This window comes from Rhizobium sp. ERR 1071 (genome assembly GCF_007828675.1).
Classification (GTDB): domain Bacteria; phylum Pseudomonadota; class Alphaproteobacteria; order Rhizobiales; family Rhizobiaceae; genus Rhizobium; species Rhizobium dioscoreae.
Map to the genome: position 1 here is coordinate 497,770 of NZ_VITM01000005.1, position 16,911 is coordinate 514,680.

The 16,911-nt window shown below is 59.0% G+C and carries 15 protein-coding genes; 9 read left to right on the top strand and 6 right to left on the bottom strand.

The window, feature by feature from the left end:
- Nucleotides 1–23: 23 nt before the first annotated feature.
- The 9 genes from FBZ99_RS20635 to FBZ99_RS20675 all read left to right on the top strand — a co-directional run bounded on the left by FBZ99_RS20635 (nt 24) and on the right by FBZ99_RS20675 (nt 10,249).
- A complete protein-coding gene (locus FBZ99_RS20635; protein WP_113388684.1) occupies nt 24–2,261 on the top strand; it encodes an ABC transporter permease in 2,238 nt (745 codons plus the stop codon).
- Complete coding sequence (locus FBZ99_RS20640) at nt 2,258–3,322, top strand: ABC transporter ATP-binding protein (RefSeq protein WP_145634611.1); 1,065 nt, start codon at nt 2,258–2,260, stop codon at nt 3,320–3,322. The genes FBZ99_RS20635 and FBZ99_RS20640 overlap by 4 nt, the downstream gene beginning before the upstream one ends.
- 37 nt (nt 3,323–3,359) lie before the next feature.
- Complete coding sequence (locus tag FBZ99_RS20645; RefSeq protein WP_113388649.1) at nt 3,360–4,160, top strand: inositol monophosphatase family protein; 801 nt, start codon at nt 3,360–3,362, stop codon at nt 4,158–4,160.
- Between the two features lie 156 nt (nt 4,161–4,316).
- Nucleotides 4,317–5,627, top strand: coding sequence for a sn-glycerol-3-phosphate ABC transporter substrate-binding protein UgpB (ugpB, locus tag FBZ99_RS20650; RefSeq protein ID WP_368518497.1), 1,311 nt, complete (start codon nt 4,317–4,319; stop codon nt 5,625–5,627).
- Between the two features lie 67 nt (nt 5,628–5,694).
- The gene (gene ugpA, locus FBZ99_RS20655) at nt 5,695–6,576 is read left to right on the top strand and encodes a sn-glycerol-3-phosphate ABC transporter permease UgpA (protein ID WP_113353099.1); all 882 of its coding nucleotides are present in this window, start codon (nt 5,695–5,697) and stop codon (nt 6,574–6,576) included.
- A gap of 9 nt (nt 6,577–6,585) precedes the next feature.
- On the top strand, nt 6,586–7,434 hold the full coding sequence (gene ugpE / locus FBZ99_RS20660; protein WP_113353098.1) for a sn-glycerol-3-phosphate ABC transporter permease UgpE: 849 nt from the start codon (nt 6,586–6,588) through the stop codon (nt 7,432–7,434).
- Nucleotides 7,434–8,486 (top strand): sn-glycerol-3-phosphate import ATP-binding protein UgpC, encoded by a 1,053-nt coding sequence (locus FBZ99_RS20665; RefSeq protein WP_145634614.1) that lies wholly within the window; start codon nt 7,434–7,436, stop codon nt 8,484–8,486. Before ugpE ends, FBZ99_RS20665 begins: the two co-directional genes overlap by 1 nt.
- Nucleotides 8,487–8,627: 141 nt before the next feature.
- Nucleotides 8,628–9,245, top strand: a complete 618-nt coding sequence (locus tag FBZ99_RS20670) for a DUF47 domain-containing protein (protein WP_145634702.1) — start codon at nt 8,628–8,630, stop codon at nt 9,243–9,245.
- Entirely contained in the window at nt 9,245–10,249 is a 1,005-nt protein-coding gene (locus tag FBZ99_RS20675) for an inorganic phosphate transporter (protein ID WP_145323093.1), read from the top strand. The genes FBZ99_RS20670 and FBZ99_RS20675 overlap by 1 nt, the downstream gene beginning before the upstream one ends.
- Nucleotides 10,250–10,281: 32 nt before the next feature.
- On the opposite strand, the gene FBZ99_RS20680 is transcribed toward FBZ99_RS20675, so the two are convergent.
- From FBZ99_RS20680 to FBZ99_RS20705, 6 genes are all read right to left on the bottom strand, one after another.
- Nucleotides 10,282–10,467 carry a hypothetical protein gene (locus FBZ99_RS20680; RefSeq protein ID WP_145634617.1) on the bottom strand — a complete coding sequence of 62 codons (186 nt, stop codon included), beginning with the start codon at nt 10,465–10,467 and terminating at the stop codon, nt 10,282–10,284.
- Nucleotides 10,468–10,825: 358 nt separating this feature from the next.
- Nucleotides 10,826–11,209: a response regulator gene (locus tag FBZ99_RS20685; RefSeq protein ID WP_145634619.1), complete on the bottom strand. Its 384-nt coding sequence runs from the start codon at nt 11,207–11,209 to the stop codon at nt 10,826–10,828.
- The gene (locus tag FBZ99_RS20690) at nt 11,206–12,192 is read right to left on the bottom strand and encodes a PAS domain-containing protein (RefSeq protein ID WP_145634622.1); all 987 of its coding nucleotides are present in this window, start codon (nt 12,190–12,192) and stop codon (nt 11,206–11,208) included. Before FBZ99_RS20690 ends, FBZ99_RS20685 begins: the two co-directional genes overlap by 4 nt.
- Before the next feature lie 702 nt (nt 12,193–12,894).
- Nucleotides 12,895–15,174, bottom strand: coding sequence for a xanthine dehydrogenase family protein molybdopterin-binding subunit (locus tag FBZ99_RS20695; protein WP_145634704.1), 2,280 nt, complete (start codon nt 15,172–15,174; stop codon nt 12,895–12,897).
- Between the two features lie 2 nt (nt 15,175–15,176).
- Nucleotides 15,177–16,193, bottom strand: a complete 1,017-nt coding sequence (locus FBZ99_RS20700; RefSeq protein ID WP_145634624.1) for an FAD binding domain-containing protein — start codon at nt 16,191–16,193, stop codon at nt 15,177–15,179.
- Complete coding sequence (locus FBZ99_RS20705; RefSeq protein WP_113421072.1) at nt 16,193–16,810, bottom strand: (2Fe-2S)-binding protein; 618 nt, start codon at nt 16,808–16,810, stop codon at nt 16,193–16,195. The genes FBZ99_RS20700 and FBZ99_RS20705 overlap by 1 nt, the downstream gene beginning before the upstream one ends.
- Between the last annotated feature and the right edge of the window lie 101 nt (nt 16,811–16,911).

Here is a 16,911-nt window from a genome sequence, read left to right on the forward strand (position 1 = left end):
CTGAACGGGATGCGAATCCGACCATGACCAATAGCAAACGCCGGCTGGATGTTACGCTGATCTTCGGCATTGCCGCCCTGATACTACTCCCATGGTATCGCATAGAGGGCGGCTTCTTCGGCCTTGGCTGGCTGAGCGGCTTTCCCGGCGACCCCTCCACAGCGCCTGGAATCCTGCAAATCGTCAGTCACGGTCGATGGTGGCTCGCGATCGCCGCCGGGCTCCTTATGCTCGGTGGCATCGCGCGCTTCATCTCCAAAGCGATGCCGCGCGGTGCGCTGATGGCGCTCGCCGGTGCGTTGGGTTTTGCCTTTTTGTCGCTGCAGGGACTAGCGATCACACCGTCGGGCTGGAGTTGGTCGATCTTCGAGACCATCTTCGGTGCGCTGGCGGACGGCCAGCCAGCGATGGGTGCCGGCGCCATTATCCTTGGCATCGTCTTCGTCCTGTTCTTTTCCTTCGGCCTTGCCGAACGCGGCGCGATGAAGGGAGATGCTTTCGTCGTCAGCGCCATTACCATGCTGATCGTCCTTGTCGCGATCTTCGTCTTTTATCCCGTCGGCAGCATGTTCGTCGGAGCCTTCCAGTCGTTCGACGGATCCTTCGATCCCAGCGGCTTCACGACGAACATCCAGGACCCGTCGATCTGGAGCCTCAGCTGCATTGTCGGCGGCGACCGCTGCGGCGTCGCCTGGCGCACGCTTTGGCTTGCTATCCTGACGGCAAGCGCGTCGACCTTGCTCGGGCTCTGCTTTGCGCTTGTCGCCACCCGCACCCGCTTTCCCTTCAAGAAGGGACTGAGGCTTCTCACGATCCTGCCGATTATCACGCCGCCCTTCGTGGTCGGTCTCGCGCTGACCCTGCTGTTCGGACGGGCCGGCGTCGTGACACAGGCCGCGGCTTCGATCTTCGGAACGGAACCCAGCCGCTGGCTCTATGGCCTGACCGGCATTTGGATCGCGCAGGTTCTCTCCTTCACGCCGATTTCCTTTCTTGTCCTCATCGGCGTGGTCGAAGGCGTCAGCCCGTCGATGGAAGAGGCTTCTCAAACTTTACGCGCCAATCGTTGGCGCACCTTCTGGCGGGTGTCCCTGCCGCTGATGAAACCAGGCCTCGCAAACGCCTTCCTGATCGGCTTCATCGAAAGCATGGCCGATTTCGGCAATCCGATGGTTCTCGGCGGCAGCCATGGAGTTCTGTCGACGGAGATTTTCTTCAGTGTCGTCGGCGCACAGAACGATCCTTCACGCGCGGCGGTCCTTGCCATGATCCTGCTCGTCTTCACACTGAGCGCCTTCCTCGCGCAACGCCTGTGGCTACAGGGCAAGAGCTTTGCGACGGTGACAGGCAAGGGAGATTCAGGCGCTCATGGCGCCCTGCCCCGCGGCCTCTCCATCGCCGTCCATGCGCTCGTCATCCCTTGGATGATCTTTACCGTCGTCGTCTACCTCATGATCCTCTTCGGCGGCTTTGTCCGCACTTGGGGTCTCGACAACACGCTGACGGTGGAACATTACGTCAAGGCCTTCTCGATCGGCCTGCGCGACGATGGCGGTCTTGCCTGGACCGGCGTTGCATGGAACTCCTTTTGGACGACGATGGAGATCGCCCTGATCTCCGCGCCCTTGACGGCTGCCGTCGGCCTGCTGACGGCTTATCTGATCGTGCGCCAGAAATTCGTCGGTCGCGGCCTGTTCGAATTCGCGCTGATGATGAGCTTTGCCATCCCCGGCACGGTCATCGGCATTAGCTACATCATGGCCTTTAACCTGCCGCCCCTGGAGATGACCGGAACGGCGCTGATTCTCGTTGCCTGCTTCGTGTTTCGTAACATGCCGGTTGGTGTGCGCGGTGGCGTTGCCGCCATGAGCCAGCTCGACAAAAGCCTCGATGAAGCATCGCTGACATTGCGAGCCGACAGCCTGCGCACCATTCGGAAGGTGATCCTGCCGCTGCTGCGGCCGGCGATCACCGCGGCGCTGGTCTATTCCTTTGTACGGGCCATCACCTCGATCAGCGCAGTTATTTTCCTCGTCAGCGCCCAGTACAACATGTCCACTGCCTATATCGTCGGTCTGGTCGAAAACGGCGAATATGGCGTCGCGATCGCTTATTCCTCCGCGCTTATCGTCGTCATGATATCAGTCATCGCCGGGTTCCAGCTGCTCGTCGGAGAAAGGCGGCTGCGGCGCGTGAACCGTGTCGCGATAATACCGTCGCCGACCGCGCCTACATCCCTCGTTCAGGAGAAAACCGCATGAATCCGAAGGCTCCCGGTTCCGTCGTCTTCGAGAATGTTCGAAAAACCTTCGGAGCGTTCACGGCCATTCCCGATCTCTCGCTCACCATCGAGCCCGGCACGCTCGTCACCCTGCTCGGCCCCTCCGGCTGCGGCAAGACGACGACGCTTCGCATGCTGGCGGGGCTGGAACATCCCTCCTCCGGCCGTATTCTGATCGGCGGCAAGGATGTCACCATGCTTCCGGCAAACGAGCGTGACGTCTCGATGGTCTTCCAGAGTTATGCCTTGTTTCCGCATATGACGGCGCTCGACAATGTCGCCTATGGATTGGAATCCTCCGGCATGAAACGCAGGCAAGCGCGCGAGAAGGCGGAGGGTGCGCTTGGTCTTGTCGGCCTTGCCGGCATGGGCTCGCGTCTTCCGGCCGAGCTCTCCGGTGGCCAGCAGCAGCGCGTCGCCGTGGCCCGTGCGCTCGTCGTTGAGCCGCAGGTTCTGCTTCTCGATGAGCCGCTTTCCAATCTTGATGCCCGGCTGCGCCGGCGCGTGCGGACGGATATTCGCGAATTGCAGCAACGGCTTGGCTTTACCGCCGTCTATGTGACCCATGACCAGGACGAAGCGCTCGCCGTTTCCGATCGCATCATCGTCATGAAGGATGGCGGTATCGCTCAGCAAGGTGCGCCGCGCGAACTCTACGATGCCCCGGCGTCCGCCTTTATCGCCGACTTCATGGGCGAGGCCAATGTCATGCCGTGCGACGTTGTCGAAACCGACAACGATGGTGTCACAATCGCCATCGAAGGACTTCGCCACAGGATCAGCAACCGTTCAGTCAAACACGGCCCCGCCCAGCTTGCCGTCCGGCCGAACGCGATCATTCTGACGCCAAGGACAGGCAACGGCCAGTTCCATGGCCAGATCACTCATTCCGCATACCTCGGCGATCATGTCGAGTATGAGGTAAAGACCGATCGCGGATCGCTCTTCGTTGTCGATGCCACGGTCGATTCCGCCCTTCCTCCCAACACCGATGTCACGATCGCTTTCAAGGATCGCGGCATTGCCGTCATCAGCGACTGATTGCCGTCAAACATCAGACGATTAAGGACATAATTGCATGACCTCCGCTCCCCTCGCCGATCTCGAAGCACGTCTCGCCCTTGCCGAGACCATCGCCCGTGAGGCCGGCAAGCTCGCGCTCGACTATTTCAAGCGCCGCGAGACCCTGATCATCGAAACCAAGCGCGACCCGCAGGATGTCGTTTCGATCGCCGACCGGGAGGTTGAAAATCTCATTCGTGGACGCATCCATGAAGCGCACCCGCAAGATAGCATTCTCGGCGAGGAATATGGTCTGGAAACGGGCAGCTCCGGCTACACCTGGGTCGTCGATCCGATCGATGGCACAAGTCCCTTCGTCAGCGGCATGCCGAACTGGTGCGTTTCCATCGCGGTATTGCATGACGGCATTCCCGTGATCGGCGTCATCTCCGCACCATGCCACGATGAGCTTTACGTCGCCGCGCACGGCAAGGGTGCCACCTTGAACGGCAAGAGCCTCAAGCTGGATGTATCGCGCAACATCCGTAACGCCGTGACCGGCATCGGCGCCAACAACCATGTCTCACCGGCCTTTGTCGCGAAGATGGTCGAGCAGGTTCTCGAAGCCGGCGGCAATTTCATCCGCAACGGCTCGGGCGCCTTGATGCTCGCCTATGTCGCCGCCGGCCGCTTGGTCGGCTATTACGAACCCTATATGCATGCCTGGGATTGCCTGGCCGGCTATTGCCTCGTGAAGGAAGCCGGCGGCTGGTACCATCCCTTTCCGACGGAAGGTGAACGTCTGACCAAGGGATCGGTGGTTCTGGGTGCCGCCCCGGGTGCGATCGATGATCTTAAAAAGATAGCTGGCTTATAAGTTTTCCCGGTAGACAACAGCCGAGTAGGCATTAGTTTAAATGAACGCGCTTGCAAATCTGCCGCCAAATCGGGTGGCCACGCTGCGCAAAGCGGACTGGCTGATCAAGGAGGGTTAGCCAATCGTTTCATGGAAGGGATCATAATGGGAGGAAAAATGCCTAATCGCCTCGCGTGGAGCTGCCTTGTAGCGGCTGCCATTTCATTCGGAGGGACGTCGCACGCGCTTGCAGTGACCGAACTGCAATGGTGGCATGCCATGTCGGGTGCGAACAACGAAGTCGTCGAGCAACTGGCCAAGGAATTCAACGACGGCCAGAAGGACTATAAGATTGTTCCGGTGTTCAAGGGCACCTATCCGGAAGCGCTGAATGCCGGTATTGCGGCGTTTCGCGCCAAGCAGGCGCCGGCGATCCTGCAGGTCTTCGACGCCGGCAGTGGCGTGATGATGGGTGCGGAAGGCGCGATCATGCCGGCGGCTGAAGTTCTGAAAAAGGGCGGCTATACATTCGACAAGTCGCTCTACCTGCCCGGTATCGTTTCCTACTATTCCAAGCCGGATGGCACGATGCTGTCCTTCCCCTATAATTCGTCTTCACCGATCCTCTATTACAACAAGGATACCTTTAGGAAGGCCGGGCTCGACCCCGAGCACCCGCCGAAAACCTGGCCGGAGGTTTTCGACGCCGCCAAGAAGATCAAGTCGAGCGGGGCATCGGCCTGCGGCCTCACCTCGACCTGGCTGACCTGGATTCAGACCGAGAATTTCGCCGCCTGGAACAATATCAGCTATGGCTCCAACGAAAATGGTCTCGGAGGCACCGACGTCAAGCTGGCGTTGAATACGCCTCTCTTCGTCCAGCATTTCCAGTCGATCGCCGATCTCGCCAAGGATGGCACCTTCCGCTATGGCGGCCGCACATCGGAGGCAAAGCAGCTCTTTACCTCGGGAGAATGCGGCATTCTGACGGAATCGTCGGGAGGCCTCGGCGACATCATCAAGAGCGGCATGAATTACGGTATTGGCCAATTACCTTACTACGAAGGCGAAGGCCGCCCACAGAATACCATTCCCGGCGGCGCCAGCCTCTGGGTGTTTGCCGGCAAGAGCGACACAGAATACAAGGGCATTGCCGAATTCTTCCATTTCCTGTCTCAGACCAAGATCCAGGCACGCCTGCATCAGGTTTCCGGATACCTGCCGGTGACGATGGCCGCCTATGAGGAAACAAAAAAATCCGGCTTCTATGACAAGAATCCCGGCCGCGAAACGCCGATCCTGCAAATGCTCGGCAAGGCGCCGACGGCCAACTCCAAGGGCGTTCGCCTCGTCAACCTGCCGCAGGTACGCGATATCATGAACGAGGAGTTCGAGGCGATGCTGGCCGGCAAGGAAGATGCCAAGACGGCGCTCGACAAGGCTGTCCAGCGTGGCGATGCCGCTATCCAGCAAGCCATTGGCAATTGATGGGCTGATGCGATTTGACCCGCGGCCGACAAAGCTGCGGGCCGTTTTCTCGTCCTAGGAGATCGCCGTGCAGCGCGTTGTCTTTCCCAACAAGATCCTACCCTATTTCCTCGTCGCGCCACAAATCGTCCTGACGATCGTGTTCTTCTTCTGGCCGGCAAGCCAGGCGCTTTATCAATCGACGCAGCGCGAAGACCCTTTCGGACTGAAGAGCGGCTTCGTAGGGCTTGCGAATTTTCGCACCATCTTATCCGACGAGACCTACCTGCATTCCCTCCAGGTGACGGTGATCTTCAGTATCGCGACGGCGCTGCTGTCGATGAGCGTCGCGCTCGCGCTTGCAACCGCCGCCGACAAGGTGGTGCGCGGCCAGACACTCTATCGAACGCTGCTGATTTGGCCTTATGCCGTCGCACCCGCCGTCGCCGGCATGCTCTGGCTCTTCATGTTCAATCCTGCAATGGGTACCTTGGCCTATATCCTGCGTCGCAACGGACTTGCCTGGGACCCCCTGCTGAACGGCAATCAGGCCATGGTGCTGGTCATCATCGCCGCCGCCTGGAAGCAGATTAGCTATAATTTCCTGTTCTTCGTTGCCGGACTGCAGGCAATCCCAAAATCGTTGCTGGAAGCCGCATCCATCGACGGCGCCCGCGGCAACCGGCGCTTCTGGACGATCGTCTTTCCCCTGCTTGCGCCGACGACCTTCTTTCTCCTGGTGGTCAACACGGTCTACGCCTTCTTCGACACCTTCGGCATCATCCATGCCGTCACCGGCGGTGGGCCGGCGAAGGCGACGGAGACCCTCGTCTACAAGGTCTACAATGACGGCTTCGTCAATCTCAACCTCGGCTCTTCCGCGGCTCAGTCCGTCATCCTCATGGTGATTGTCATAGCGCTGACGGCATTCCAATTCCGCTTCGTCGAGAAGCGTGTGCATTATGCGTGAGGATTACCGATGATCGAAAAGCGTCCCGTCGCCAATCTCATCGGCCATCTGATGCTGGTCATCGGCATTATCATCGTCGCCTTCCCGATCTATTACACCTTCGTTGCCTCGACGATGACGTCGGCCGAGATTTTGCGGCCGCCGATCTTCCTGCTGCCCGGCGGCCATTTCGTCGAGAACTATGGCGAGGCGCTGAACGGCGGTGTCGAGCGCGTGGTCGGCGTCAGCCTTGAACGGATGCTCTGGAACACGTTTGTTGTCGCTGTCATCATCGCCGCCGGCAAGATCGCGATCTCCTTTCTCTCGGCCTTCGCCATTGTCTTCTTCCGCTTTCCGCTGCGGATGGTGTTCTTCTGGATGATCTTCGTCACGTTGATGCTGCCGGTGGAAGTACGCATCCTGCCGACCTACAAGGTCATCGTGGATCTCGGCATGATCGACACTTATGCCGGCCTGACCCTGCCGCTGATGGCATCAGCGACCGCGACGTTCCTGTTTCGGCAGTTCTTCTTGACGGTGCCGGGTGAACTCCTTGAAGCCGCCCGCATCGACAATGCCGGCCCATTCCGCTTCATGCGCGATATCCTGTTGCCGCTATCGAAAACCAATATCGCCGCCTTGTTCGTGATCCTCTTCATCTATGGCTGGACGCAATATTTGTGGCCACTATTGGTCACGAATGACGCGAAGATGTCGACGATCATCATCGGGCTCCGGAAGATGGTGGATTTCGCCGACGCGGCGACACCGTGGAATTTTGTGATGGTAACGGCGATCTTGGCGATCATTCCGCCCATCCTCGTCGTGGTGCTGATGCAGCGCTGGTTCGTCAAAGGTCTGGTGGAGACGGAGAAATAATGGCCGGGATCACTCTCAAGGACGTCCGCAAAAGTTACGGCGGCAACGTCGACGCGATCAAGGGTGTGTCGCTCGATATCGCCGATGGCGAACTTATCGTCCTGGTCGGGCCTTCCGGCTGCGGCAAGTCCACGCTCCTGCGCATGATCGCAGGCCTTGAAGCCATCACCTCAGGCGAAATCAACATAGGCAGTCGTATCGTCAATCGTCTGGAACCCTCGGAGCGCGACATCGCGATGGTCTTTCAGAACTATGCGCTTTATCCGCACATGACGGTGCGACAGAATTTGGCATATGGCCTGAAGAACAGGAATGTCCCAGCAGCCGAAATAGACCAGCGCATCCAATCAGCGGCACGATCGCTTGAAATCGAACCCCTCCTTGAGCGCAGACCACGTCAACTCTCCGGCGGTCAGCGGCAACGCGTAGCGATGGGTCGTGCCATCGTGCGCGAGCCGGCGGCGTTTCTGTTCGACGAGCCGCTTTCCAATCTCGATGCCAAGCTGCGGGTGCAAATGCGTGTCGAGATCAAACGGCTGCAACGATCTCTCGCGACCACGAGCGTCTATGTCACCCATGACCAGATGGAGGCCATGACGCTGGCCGATCGCCTGGTCGTCTTGAATGGCGGACGGATCGAGCAGGTCGGCACACCCATCGAGCTCTATGAACGACCGGCCACGACCTTCGTTGCGACCTTCATAGGCTCGCCTTCGATGAATCTTCTGAAACCTACCGAAAACAGCACAATTGTGCTTTCGCCTGACAGCCGCCTTGGCGCCGCTGACATGACGGTCGGCGTCCGGCCCGAGGATCTTCACCTGGCCGGCGGTGCGAGCGATGCGGCTTTCAGCGCGAAAGTGCGTATCCAGGCGGTGGAGCTCGTCGGGGCGGAGAGCTATGTCTACGGCACCCTGGCGGACGGCCAAACCGTCGTCTTTCGAGTTTCGGGGCGGTCCCGGCTCGCAATGGACACAGAATGCGTGGTTACCGCTTCCGCCGAGAGCCTGCATTTCTTCGACGGTCACGGGAACCGATTAGACCGCGCATAAGCAGTTCAAATCTTGTGATGAGGCTGTCAGAGAGCGCCGTTTTGGGGATGTCTCGGCTTTCCATGTCGGGCCTCCTCATTTATGACGGATTTATGACAACGCCTGTTTGGAGTGCGGAAAGTGAACTGGTTTCGTAGACTGATGCCGAGAGAAGACCGGTTTTTTGATCTTTTCTCTCGACATTCGCGCACGATCGTCAGCGCGGCGGAAGCTCTGAACGAATTGCTGGCCGGCAAAGACACGGAGCAGCACTGCCAGCGCATTGTTGAGCTCGAGAACGAGGCCGATGACATCACGCGCGAAGTTCTGCTTGCCACTCGGCGCAGTTTCATCACGCCCTTTGACCGTGGCGACATCAAGGATCTCATCATGTCAATGGACGATGCGATCGACATGATGCACAAGACGGTCAAGACGATCCGGCTATTCGAACAGGACAGCTTTGATCCCGGTATGCAGGAAATGGGCAAGGCGATCGTCGAGGCCGCAAAACTGGTAGCCGAGGCAATCCCTCTCCTTGATCGCATGAGTGCCAACTCTTCTCGCCTCAGCGCGCTCACCGAAGAGGTCGTAAAGGTCGAAGGTCGCTCCGATGAGCTACATGATCAAGGTCTAAAAGATCTCTTTCGCCGATATGGCGGCACCAATCCAATGGCATACATCATCGGCAGCGAGATCTTTGGTGAATTGGAGAAGGTCGTCGACCGTTTCGAGGATGTTGCCAATGAAATCAACGGCATCGTAATCGAGAACGTCTGATGGAGGCCACTCTCGCTTTCCCATTGCTGGTGGGCCTCATCGCGGTGGCATTGTTCTTCGATTTTTTGAATGGGCTGCACGACGCAGCCAACTCAATTGCCACCATCGTCTCGACCCGGGTCCTGCGACCGCAATACGCCGTGTTATGGGCCGCATTCTTCAATTTCATCGCTTTCCTGTTCTTCGGGCTCCACGTCGCCGAAACCCTCGGCACCGGCATTATCGATCCCAACATAGTCACGCCACAGGTCATCTTCGCCGCCCTGATGGGGGCGATCATATGGAATATCGTGACTTGGGTACTGGGCATCCCATCAAGCTCGTCGCATGCTCTGGTCGGTGGCCTCGTAGGTGCCGGCGTGGCGAAGATTGGCATGGATGCCATTGTTTGGTCCGGCCTGCTTAAGACGGCCGGTGCCATCGTCATGTCGCCACTGCTTGGCTTCGTGCTCGCGCTCTTCCTCGTGCTATGCGTGACATGGATATTCGTTCGCCAGACGCCTTTCGCCGTCGACAGCACCTTCCGCGTCCTGCAATTCGTCTCCGCTTCTCTCTACTCCCTCGGCCATGGCGGAAACGACGCCCAGAAGACCATGGGCATCATCGCCGTACTGCTCTACTCCCAAGGTCATACCGGAGCGGAGTTCCACGTGCCCCTGTGGGTGGTGTTATCCTGTCAGTCCGCGATGGCGCTCGGAACACTGTTTGGCGGTTGGCGGATCGTGCACACGATGGGCTCGAAGATCACGAGGCTCAATCCAATGCAGGGCTTTTGCGCTGAGACCGGTGGCGCCTTGACCTTGTTCGCCGCGACATGGCTTGGCATCCCGGTCTCGACGACCCATACGATCACGGGCGCAATCGTCGGTGTCGGCGCCGCGCGGCGGATCTCGGCGGTTCGATGGGGATTGGCGAGCAATATCGTCGTCGCATGGATAATAACCCTGCCCGCGGCGGCGGCTATCTCGGCAATAGCCTACTGGATCACGAACTGGGTGGGATAAAGCCGCCAAGCCCTATTGCGCAACCGCGAGGTTCAGTCCCCTTGCCCGCCGGCATCGTCCTTGTGCTTGTTTTTCTTGGAAGACGGCTTCTCTCCCTTTTTCATGACCGGCGGGATGGCCGGCCTTTCGACCGCACCGGTCGCGCCCTCGGTCTCCTCATATTTCGCTGGTCGCGAGCGAGGGGGATCCGTCATCTCTTCATGTTTCCGCTTCTTCATGACAGCCCTTTCCAGGTGGTCATCCGCCGGACGGAACTATTCCGCGTTGAGATGGTTCCCAAGCATCGTCTGGATGATCGAAAGGCTTGCATTTTGGATCTCGAATAATGTCGTTTTTCCGACGATATTGCTGCCCCACCTCGACGAATAATTGTGCTTAAGAAGATCTGAACCATCTACCTTCGGTCGTTCGACTGTTAACCAGCCCGCGGCGGAAGCGCTGACACTGAGCCAGGGATGGCGTGTCGCTGGTGTCATCCCATTCGCTGGTATTCCAGATCGCCTCAAAGGAGTAGCATGCCAATCGACGCGGTCACGTTCGCGGCGTTCACTTGACGGATCGCCGCTTTATCCATCGTCAGCGGCTAAAGAAGGATTGAACGACGTCCACAAGACGTTTCATGTCGGTGGGCTTCCCGAGATTGAGTGCCTTGGCCAAAACATCATGCCGGGCAAGTTCCGCCGCATCGCTTGCACTGGCGAGGACGAACGGGACATCCCATGATTTTAAAAGGAAAGCGACCGGAGTAACCTTCTCGCTGCCGAGAGTGACGTCCAGAACAGCGGCATCCGGACGTTGGCTCCTCAGCAGGTCGAGGGCTTGCCCGACCGAGCTCGCCGGGCCCAGGACCTCGAATCCGCTACTGGTCAACACGCTTTCCAGCTCCAGGGCGATAAGGAACTCGTCTTCAACCACAAGAACGATCCTGCCAAGAGCCTTGTCATTTTCAGGTTCGCTCATGAACGTTTCCAAGGGAGCTTGATGATGGCAGTCAAACCTTTTGGATTGAAGTTAAGTTCCACCGTTCCACCAAGATGTCGGCAAGTGCCTTCGATCAGCTCGGTACCGTAGCCTCTTCTCGTCGGCGGCATGATCGCGGGGCCGCCCGTTTCGCGCCACCGGCATACGAAATAAGAGCGGCTCTCCGGCACTTCCTCCAGTGACCATTCGACATGCAAGGCACCGCTTGGGGCGGATAGCGCGCCGTACTTCAACGCATTCGTTGCCAGCTCATGGAACATCATGCTGACTGGCACGATCTCCGAGCCCCGAATCTGCACTCTTGGCCCCCGGCAATGGAGACGATCCATTCCAGGCTCGCTGACCGATTGCCTCAGCAGGGTTTCAAAATCGGTCGTTTCATTGATGGCCGCGATCTCCTGGGCATGAAGAGTGACCTCGAGGCGTCCCAGGAAACGATCACGGTAGTCAACGGCCGTCAGATCTTCCGCATTCATCTGCATCGCTAGCGATCGCACGACCGCGAAAAGGTTCTTCATCCGATGGCGTGTTTCCGAAATGATGAAATCCTTCTCGGCCTCGTGCCGCTGCATTTCCGTCACGTCGTCGAAGAGGACAAGGATGTTGGTGCTATTGTCATCCGGGTGCACAAGACGGCGCGCATCGACGTGGAACGTGCGTCTGCCGATAGTTGGAAAATCATGCGCGACTTCGTACCCGATGACAGCGGCTGCTTTTGGGATGACCGCGGCGATCAGCTGCCGGAGTTCGGCAATATCCCACTGACCATTGCCGAGATCAAAGAAACTCTCTCCCAGAATATCATCCCGCTCGACCTCGAACGTTTTCAAGAAAGCGTTGTTTGCGGTCGCGACGCACAAGTTCTGATCAAGAACGACAATCGGCTGCGTCATCGTATCGACCACTCCCTGCGCCTGGACATGTCCGGTTCGCAAAAGGCGGTATAGATCTTCCAGCATCATTCCCCTTGCTCCAGCAGATGCACCCGACATATGTCACAGGTTTCCCGGTAAAAGTAATGGCCGCCCGAGCCCTGGCAAGACCGGCAACGAAGGCGATGCCGTCGAGGGAATTCGATCGCCTCCCCGCCTTCCTCGCTGCACTATCCTCAATGAAGAGACATTTCGTTAGAATGCGGTGAAGCCGAAGAGGTGCACACCTTTCTAACCAGGCCCTGAAAAAGTATCAGCACATGCCAAATCCGAACAGACGACGTTCATTGCGAAGAATATTCATCCGGTTCTCGAGTGTCCCAGCGATCCTGTTTCTTTGCCAACGCTATGTCCGCAATTCAGTTCCCCGATGCTTGTCCACCTACCGGTTTCGGAACCCCTAGGCGCTCCGCACTTAGCAGCCGGCCTCGAATGATGGAAGCATGACAAGCGCTGCGGCGCGCCGAGGGGGCTGGGAGGGAGAACATTAAATCTTCGAACCACTGGTATTGACCATCGTGCCGACGTGGGGCGTCACTGGCGGGGGCGCGACGACGTACCGAAAAGCGACCGCTGTGATCCGCACCTTCATGAGCATTGGCATGCTCGCCGGTGGCCAAGGCGGAAATGCCGGCAAGAACGGCTTGCCGGCATAAGGGAACTGTGGCCCCATCCGGGTGCCTGCCAATGGGAACAAGCACGTCTTGGCGCGAGAAAGCGCCTACGTTGACATTAGCCAATCAGGTTATCGATGCGGATCGGAAGTTTGCGGATACGCTTGCCGGTAGCGTGGTAGACCGCACTGGTGATCGCGGCCGCCGTTCCGACGTTGCCGAGTTCGCCAAGCCCCTTGACGCCCGCCGGGTTGACGTCCGGATCGGTCTCCGACACAAGGATGACTTTTACGTCCTGGATGTCTGCATTCACCGGCACGAGATAGTCCTGCAGATCCCGATTGACGACGCGGGCATCGCGCCGGTCGAATTCGGTCGCTTCGTGAAGGGCCGACGAAATTCCCCAGATCATCCCGCCCATGAGCTGGCTGCGCGCCGTCCGGGTATTCATGATCCGGCCAGCTCCAAAGGCGCCGACGATCCGAGGGACGCGGATTTCCCGGGTTCTTCGATGAACCCGGACCTCGACGAATTCAGCACCGAAGGCATATTTTACCTTCTTGCCTTGATCACCGCTCACCATTTCCAGTTTGCCCTTGTACAGGTTGGAAACGGCTTCCTCGGAAGCAGTGTCAGGACGAAATTCGCTATATTGCTCGATGACGCCGGCTCCCAACTGCTTGAAAGCGTCCTTGAGGCCCTGCGAGCTCTCGCCGATGACGAGCTTACCCTCTCTGAGCATGATCGAGTGCGGATCTCGGCCGGCGAGTGGCCCGTCATTTGATGTCACCGCCGCGTAGGCGAGCTTTTCGCGGATTTCCCAGCAGGCTTTGATGATCGCTGAAGAGACGCTGGCCGTCGTATTCGAGCCTCCGGCAACGGGCGCCGGCGGAAGCCGCGTATCACCCATCTCGATCTCGACGGCGCTTACGTCGAGCCCCAATTGTTCGGCCGCAACCTGGGCGGCAATCGTGCGCACCCCGGTGCCGATTTCATGGGAGGCGGTCTGGACCCGTGCCCGCCCATCATCGGTCAGGGTGACGCGAACTGCGCAAGGCGCGATATTGGTCGGATAGATCGCCGTCGCGCAGCCCATGCCGACAAGCCAGTCGCCATCCCGCATGCTGCCTACATCCGGATTGCGCTTCGACCAGCCAAATTCGCGGGCCGCCTCATCGTAGCATTCCATCAGCGAGCGGCTGGAGAAGGGGCGGCCTTCGATCGGCTCCTTCACGGCATCGTTGACGCGCCTGAACTCTACCGGATCCATGTTAAGAGCAACCGCCATCTCGTCCATCGCGCTTTCCAGTGCATAGACATAGGGGGTTTCCGGTGGGGAACGCATATAGCTCGGCGTCGGCCTGTCCGCCTTGACCAGAAAAACCTTGGTCAGTACCGATCCATAATCATACATGAGGCCGGTTGTCTTCGTTCCGCCGACCACATAAGGATCCGGACGGGACGTCACCTCCCAGCCCTCGTGCTTTAGAGCAGTTATCTTGCCGTCCCGCGACGCGCCAATCTGGATATGGTGGCGCGTTTCGGCACGGTAGGTCTGCGTGGTGAACGCCTGTGGTCGGGTAACGACACACCGCACCGGCCTGCCAAGCCTGCGCGCGGCAAACGCGACGATGGCTGTTCGCGGCGTTATCGGCCCCTTCGATCCGAAGGCACCCCCGATGTAGGGACTGACCACCCTTACTTGATCAGGTTTGATCTTCAGCTGCCGCGCGATCTCGACTTTCCAGCCGTAGACATTCTGGCTCGGTTCATGAACAACGAGTTCATCCCCTCGCCAATAAGCAGTCGTGGAGAACAGTTCGATCGGATTGTGATGTTGCGTCGGCATCTCGTATTCGGCGTCGATCTTGACGTCCGCGGCAGCAAAGGCGGCGTTGAAATCGCCCGCCTTGACGTCTTCCTTGAACTGCTTGCTCGCTTCTGCCGCAGCCACGGTTTCCGTGCCCTCCGACCCGAAGCTCGTGCTCGGCTTCTCCGCCTCGTAATCGGGGGTGATGCGCATGGCGCCTTCGCGGGCGGCCTCGATGGTCTCGGCCAAAACCAGCGCGATGATCTGGCCGTCATGCCAAATCTTCGTATCATGGAGAGGCCCGATGGAAGTCGATCCCGATGTCCCGAATTCGGGGGGTTCCAGCTCATCTCGGATGCTCTCATGAGTAATGACGTCAATTACACCTGGCACGGCCCGCGCCTGGTCCAGATGCAGCGATGTCAAGCGACCCCGCGCTACAGCACTGGTCACCAGCATCGCATGCGCGAGATTGTTGACCGGAATGTCGGCGGGATAGGATGCCTTTCCCGTAACCTTGAGGCGGGCATCGATCCGCGGCAGTGGCTCACCCATGTTTTCCTTTGCAGGTGGTGCGGCCTCGTTCATGGTCATATCCTCATATCCCGAACCTCGAGCAAGGCCCGTATCAATGTCTGTTTTCCAAGCTCGATCTTGAAGGCGTTATGCTCGCGCGGCCGGGCGTCCGCAAACGCGGCCTGTGCCGCGATTGAGGCGCTTTCCTCCGTGAGGGGCTTGTTCCGGAGCACCTCCTCGGCCGCCGTGGCGCGCCAAGGAACGGTGGCCAGCCCGCCAAGACCGATACGCGCATCGCGCACGATATCTCCATCGAGGTTGATTGCGACGGCTATGGAAGCGAGGGCGAAGGCATAGGACTGACGGTCGCGTATCTTGAGGTAACGAGATCGTGCAGCCCAGGCCGGGACATTCACCGCGATGGCCGTAATGATCTCGCCTGGCCGCAGCGTCGTTTCGACATCCGGCCGATCGCCCGGCTGGCGATGCAGTTCTGCAAAGCGGATACGCCGTCTGCCGGATTGGCCTGATATGTCGACGGAGGCATCGAGAGCAATCAGCGCCTGGGCAAAGTCTCCATGATAGGTCGCTATACAGGAGTCGCTAGTCCCGAGCACCGCATGCTGCCGGTTGAAGCCTTCGATGGCAGCGCAGCCGGAGCCGGGATCGCGCTTGTTGCAAGGCCATGAAATCTCGCGGAAATATTCGCAGCGCGTCCGCTGCAGCACATTGCCGCCAAGGCTTGCCATATTGCGGATCTGTCGGCTGGCCGCGAGTTTCAGGCTTTCGGCAAGCATCGGGCATCTTCGGTTGATTTCCGGATGGTCCTCGACCTCGCTCATGCGGACCAGAGCGCCGAGACGAATGTCGGGATCACCGATCTCGATCGTCTTCAATGATCGATCCTCGATGCAGTTGATATCCACCAGACGCGACGGCCGATTGACGCCGAGCCGCATGTAGTCGGACATGTTCGTGCCACCGGCGATGAACTGTGACGGCGCGGCGGTTGGAGGAATTTCCTTTGCTTCGCTCGCCTCCGCGATGGCCCTGCCGACATCACGAGCAGTTTGATAACTGAAAGGTAGCATCAGAGCTTCTCCATCTCGTCGCGGGCCTGTTTCACGGCAGCGAGGATGTTGGGGTAAGCCGCGCATCGACAGATATTGCCGCTCATGTATTCGCGAATGTCGGCATCGTTACCGGCATGTCCTTCGTGCACGCAGGCAACCGCGGACAGGATCTGACCGGGCGTGCAGTAACCGCATTGGAAGGCGTCATGGTCGATAAACGCCTGCTGCATCGGATGCAGACGCCCATTAACCGACGAAAGACCTTCGATCGTGGTGATCTTGTGCCCGTCATTCATCGCCGCGAAACTCATGCAGGACAAGGTCCGCTTTCCATCGGTGAGCACCGTGCACGCTCCACATTGCCCGTGGTCGCAGCCCTTTTTTGTACCCGTCAGGCCCGCATGGTCACGAAGGAGATCCAGGAGCGATGTGCGCGGGTCAACGCTGAACTGATAGGGTTGGCCATTGATCTTCATCTTTATCGGGACCGTGGACTGCGTCGACACCGCAGCGAGCCGCGCTTCTTGCTCTTTCGAGGCAGCACCGACTGAAATGGCCGTTGCAGACGTGATTGTCCCGGCCAGGAGTGTGCGCCTCGTGACCCCCGAGGCCGGGGCTTCTTCTGGATTAGACATCCGATACCCTTTCCGATGTCGATTTCAGCAGGAAGACCACACGGTCCGAAGGACCGCCGTGAGCACGCCTAACCATGAATTCGCCACAGGGTTCCCGGCGA

What these genes read in the sequence shown, in the direction of transcription:
- FBZ99_RS20690 (WP_145634622.1), bottom strand. Translation starts at nt 12,192, where the DNA reads ATGATGCTGGAAGATCTATACCGCCTTTTGCGAACCGGACATGTCCAG.
- FBZ99_RS20640 (WP_145634611.1), top strand. Translation starts at nt 2,258, where the DNA reads ATGAATCCGAAGGCTCCCGGTTCCGTCGTCTTCGAGAATGTTCGAAAA.
- FBZ99_RS20665 (WP_145634614.1), top strand. Translation starts at nt 7,434, where the DNA reads ATGGCCGGGATCACTCTCAAGGACGTCCGCAAAAGTTACGGCGGCAAC.
- FBZ99_RS20700 (WP_145634624.1), bottom strand. Translation starts at nt 16,193, where the DNA reads ATGCTACCTTTCAGTTATCAAACTGCTCGTGATGTCGGCAGGGCCATC.
- FBZ99_RS20645 (WP_113388649.1), top strand. Translation starts at nt 3,360, where the DNA reads ATGACCTCCGCTCCCCTCGCCGATCTCGAAGCACGTCTCGCCCTTGCC.
- FBZ99_RS20670 (WP_145634702.1), top strand. Translation starts at nt 8,628, where the DNA reads ATGCCGAGAGAAGACCGGTTTTTTGATCTTTTCTCTCGACATTCGCGC.
- FBZ99_RS20635 (WP_113388684.1), top strand. Translation starts at nt 24, where the DNA reads ATGACCAATAGCAAACGCCGGCTGGATGTTACGCTGATCTTCGGCATT.
- ugpE (WP_113353098.1), top strand. Translation starts at nt 6,586, where the DNA reads ATGATCGAAAAGCGTCCCGTCGCCAATCTCATCGGCCATCTGATGCTG.
- FBZ99_RS20680 (WP_145634617.1), bottom strand. Translation starts at nt 10,467, where the DNA reads ATGAAGAAGCGGAAACATGAAGAGATGACGGATCCCCCTCGCTCGCGA.
- FBZ99_RS20685 (WP_145634619.1), bottom strand. Translation starts at nt 11,209, where the DNA reads ATGAGCGAACCTGAAAATGACAAGGCTCTTGGCAGGATCGTTCTTGTG.
- FBZ99_RS20695 (WP_145634704.1), bottom strand. Translation starts at nt 15,174, where the DNA reads ATGAACGAGGCCGCACCACCTGCAAAGGAAAACATGGGTGAGCCACTG.
- FBZ99_RS20705 (WP_113421072.1), bottom strand. Translation starts at nt 16,810, where the DNA reads ATGTCTAATCCAGAAGAAGCCCCGGCCTCGGGGGTCACGAGGCGCACA.
- ugpB (WP_368518497.1), top strand. Translation starts at nt 4,317, where the DNA reads ATGCCTAATCGCCTCGCGTGGAGCTGCCTTGTAGCGGCTGCCATTTCA.
- FBZ99_RS20675 (WP_145323093.1), top strand. Translation starts at nt 9,245, where the DNA reads ATGGAGGCCACTCTCGCTTTCCCATTGCTGGTGGGCCTCATCGCGGTG.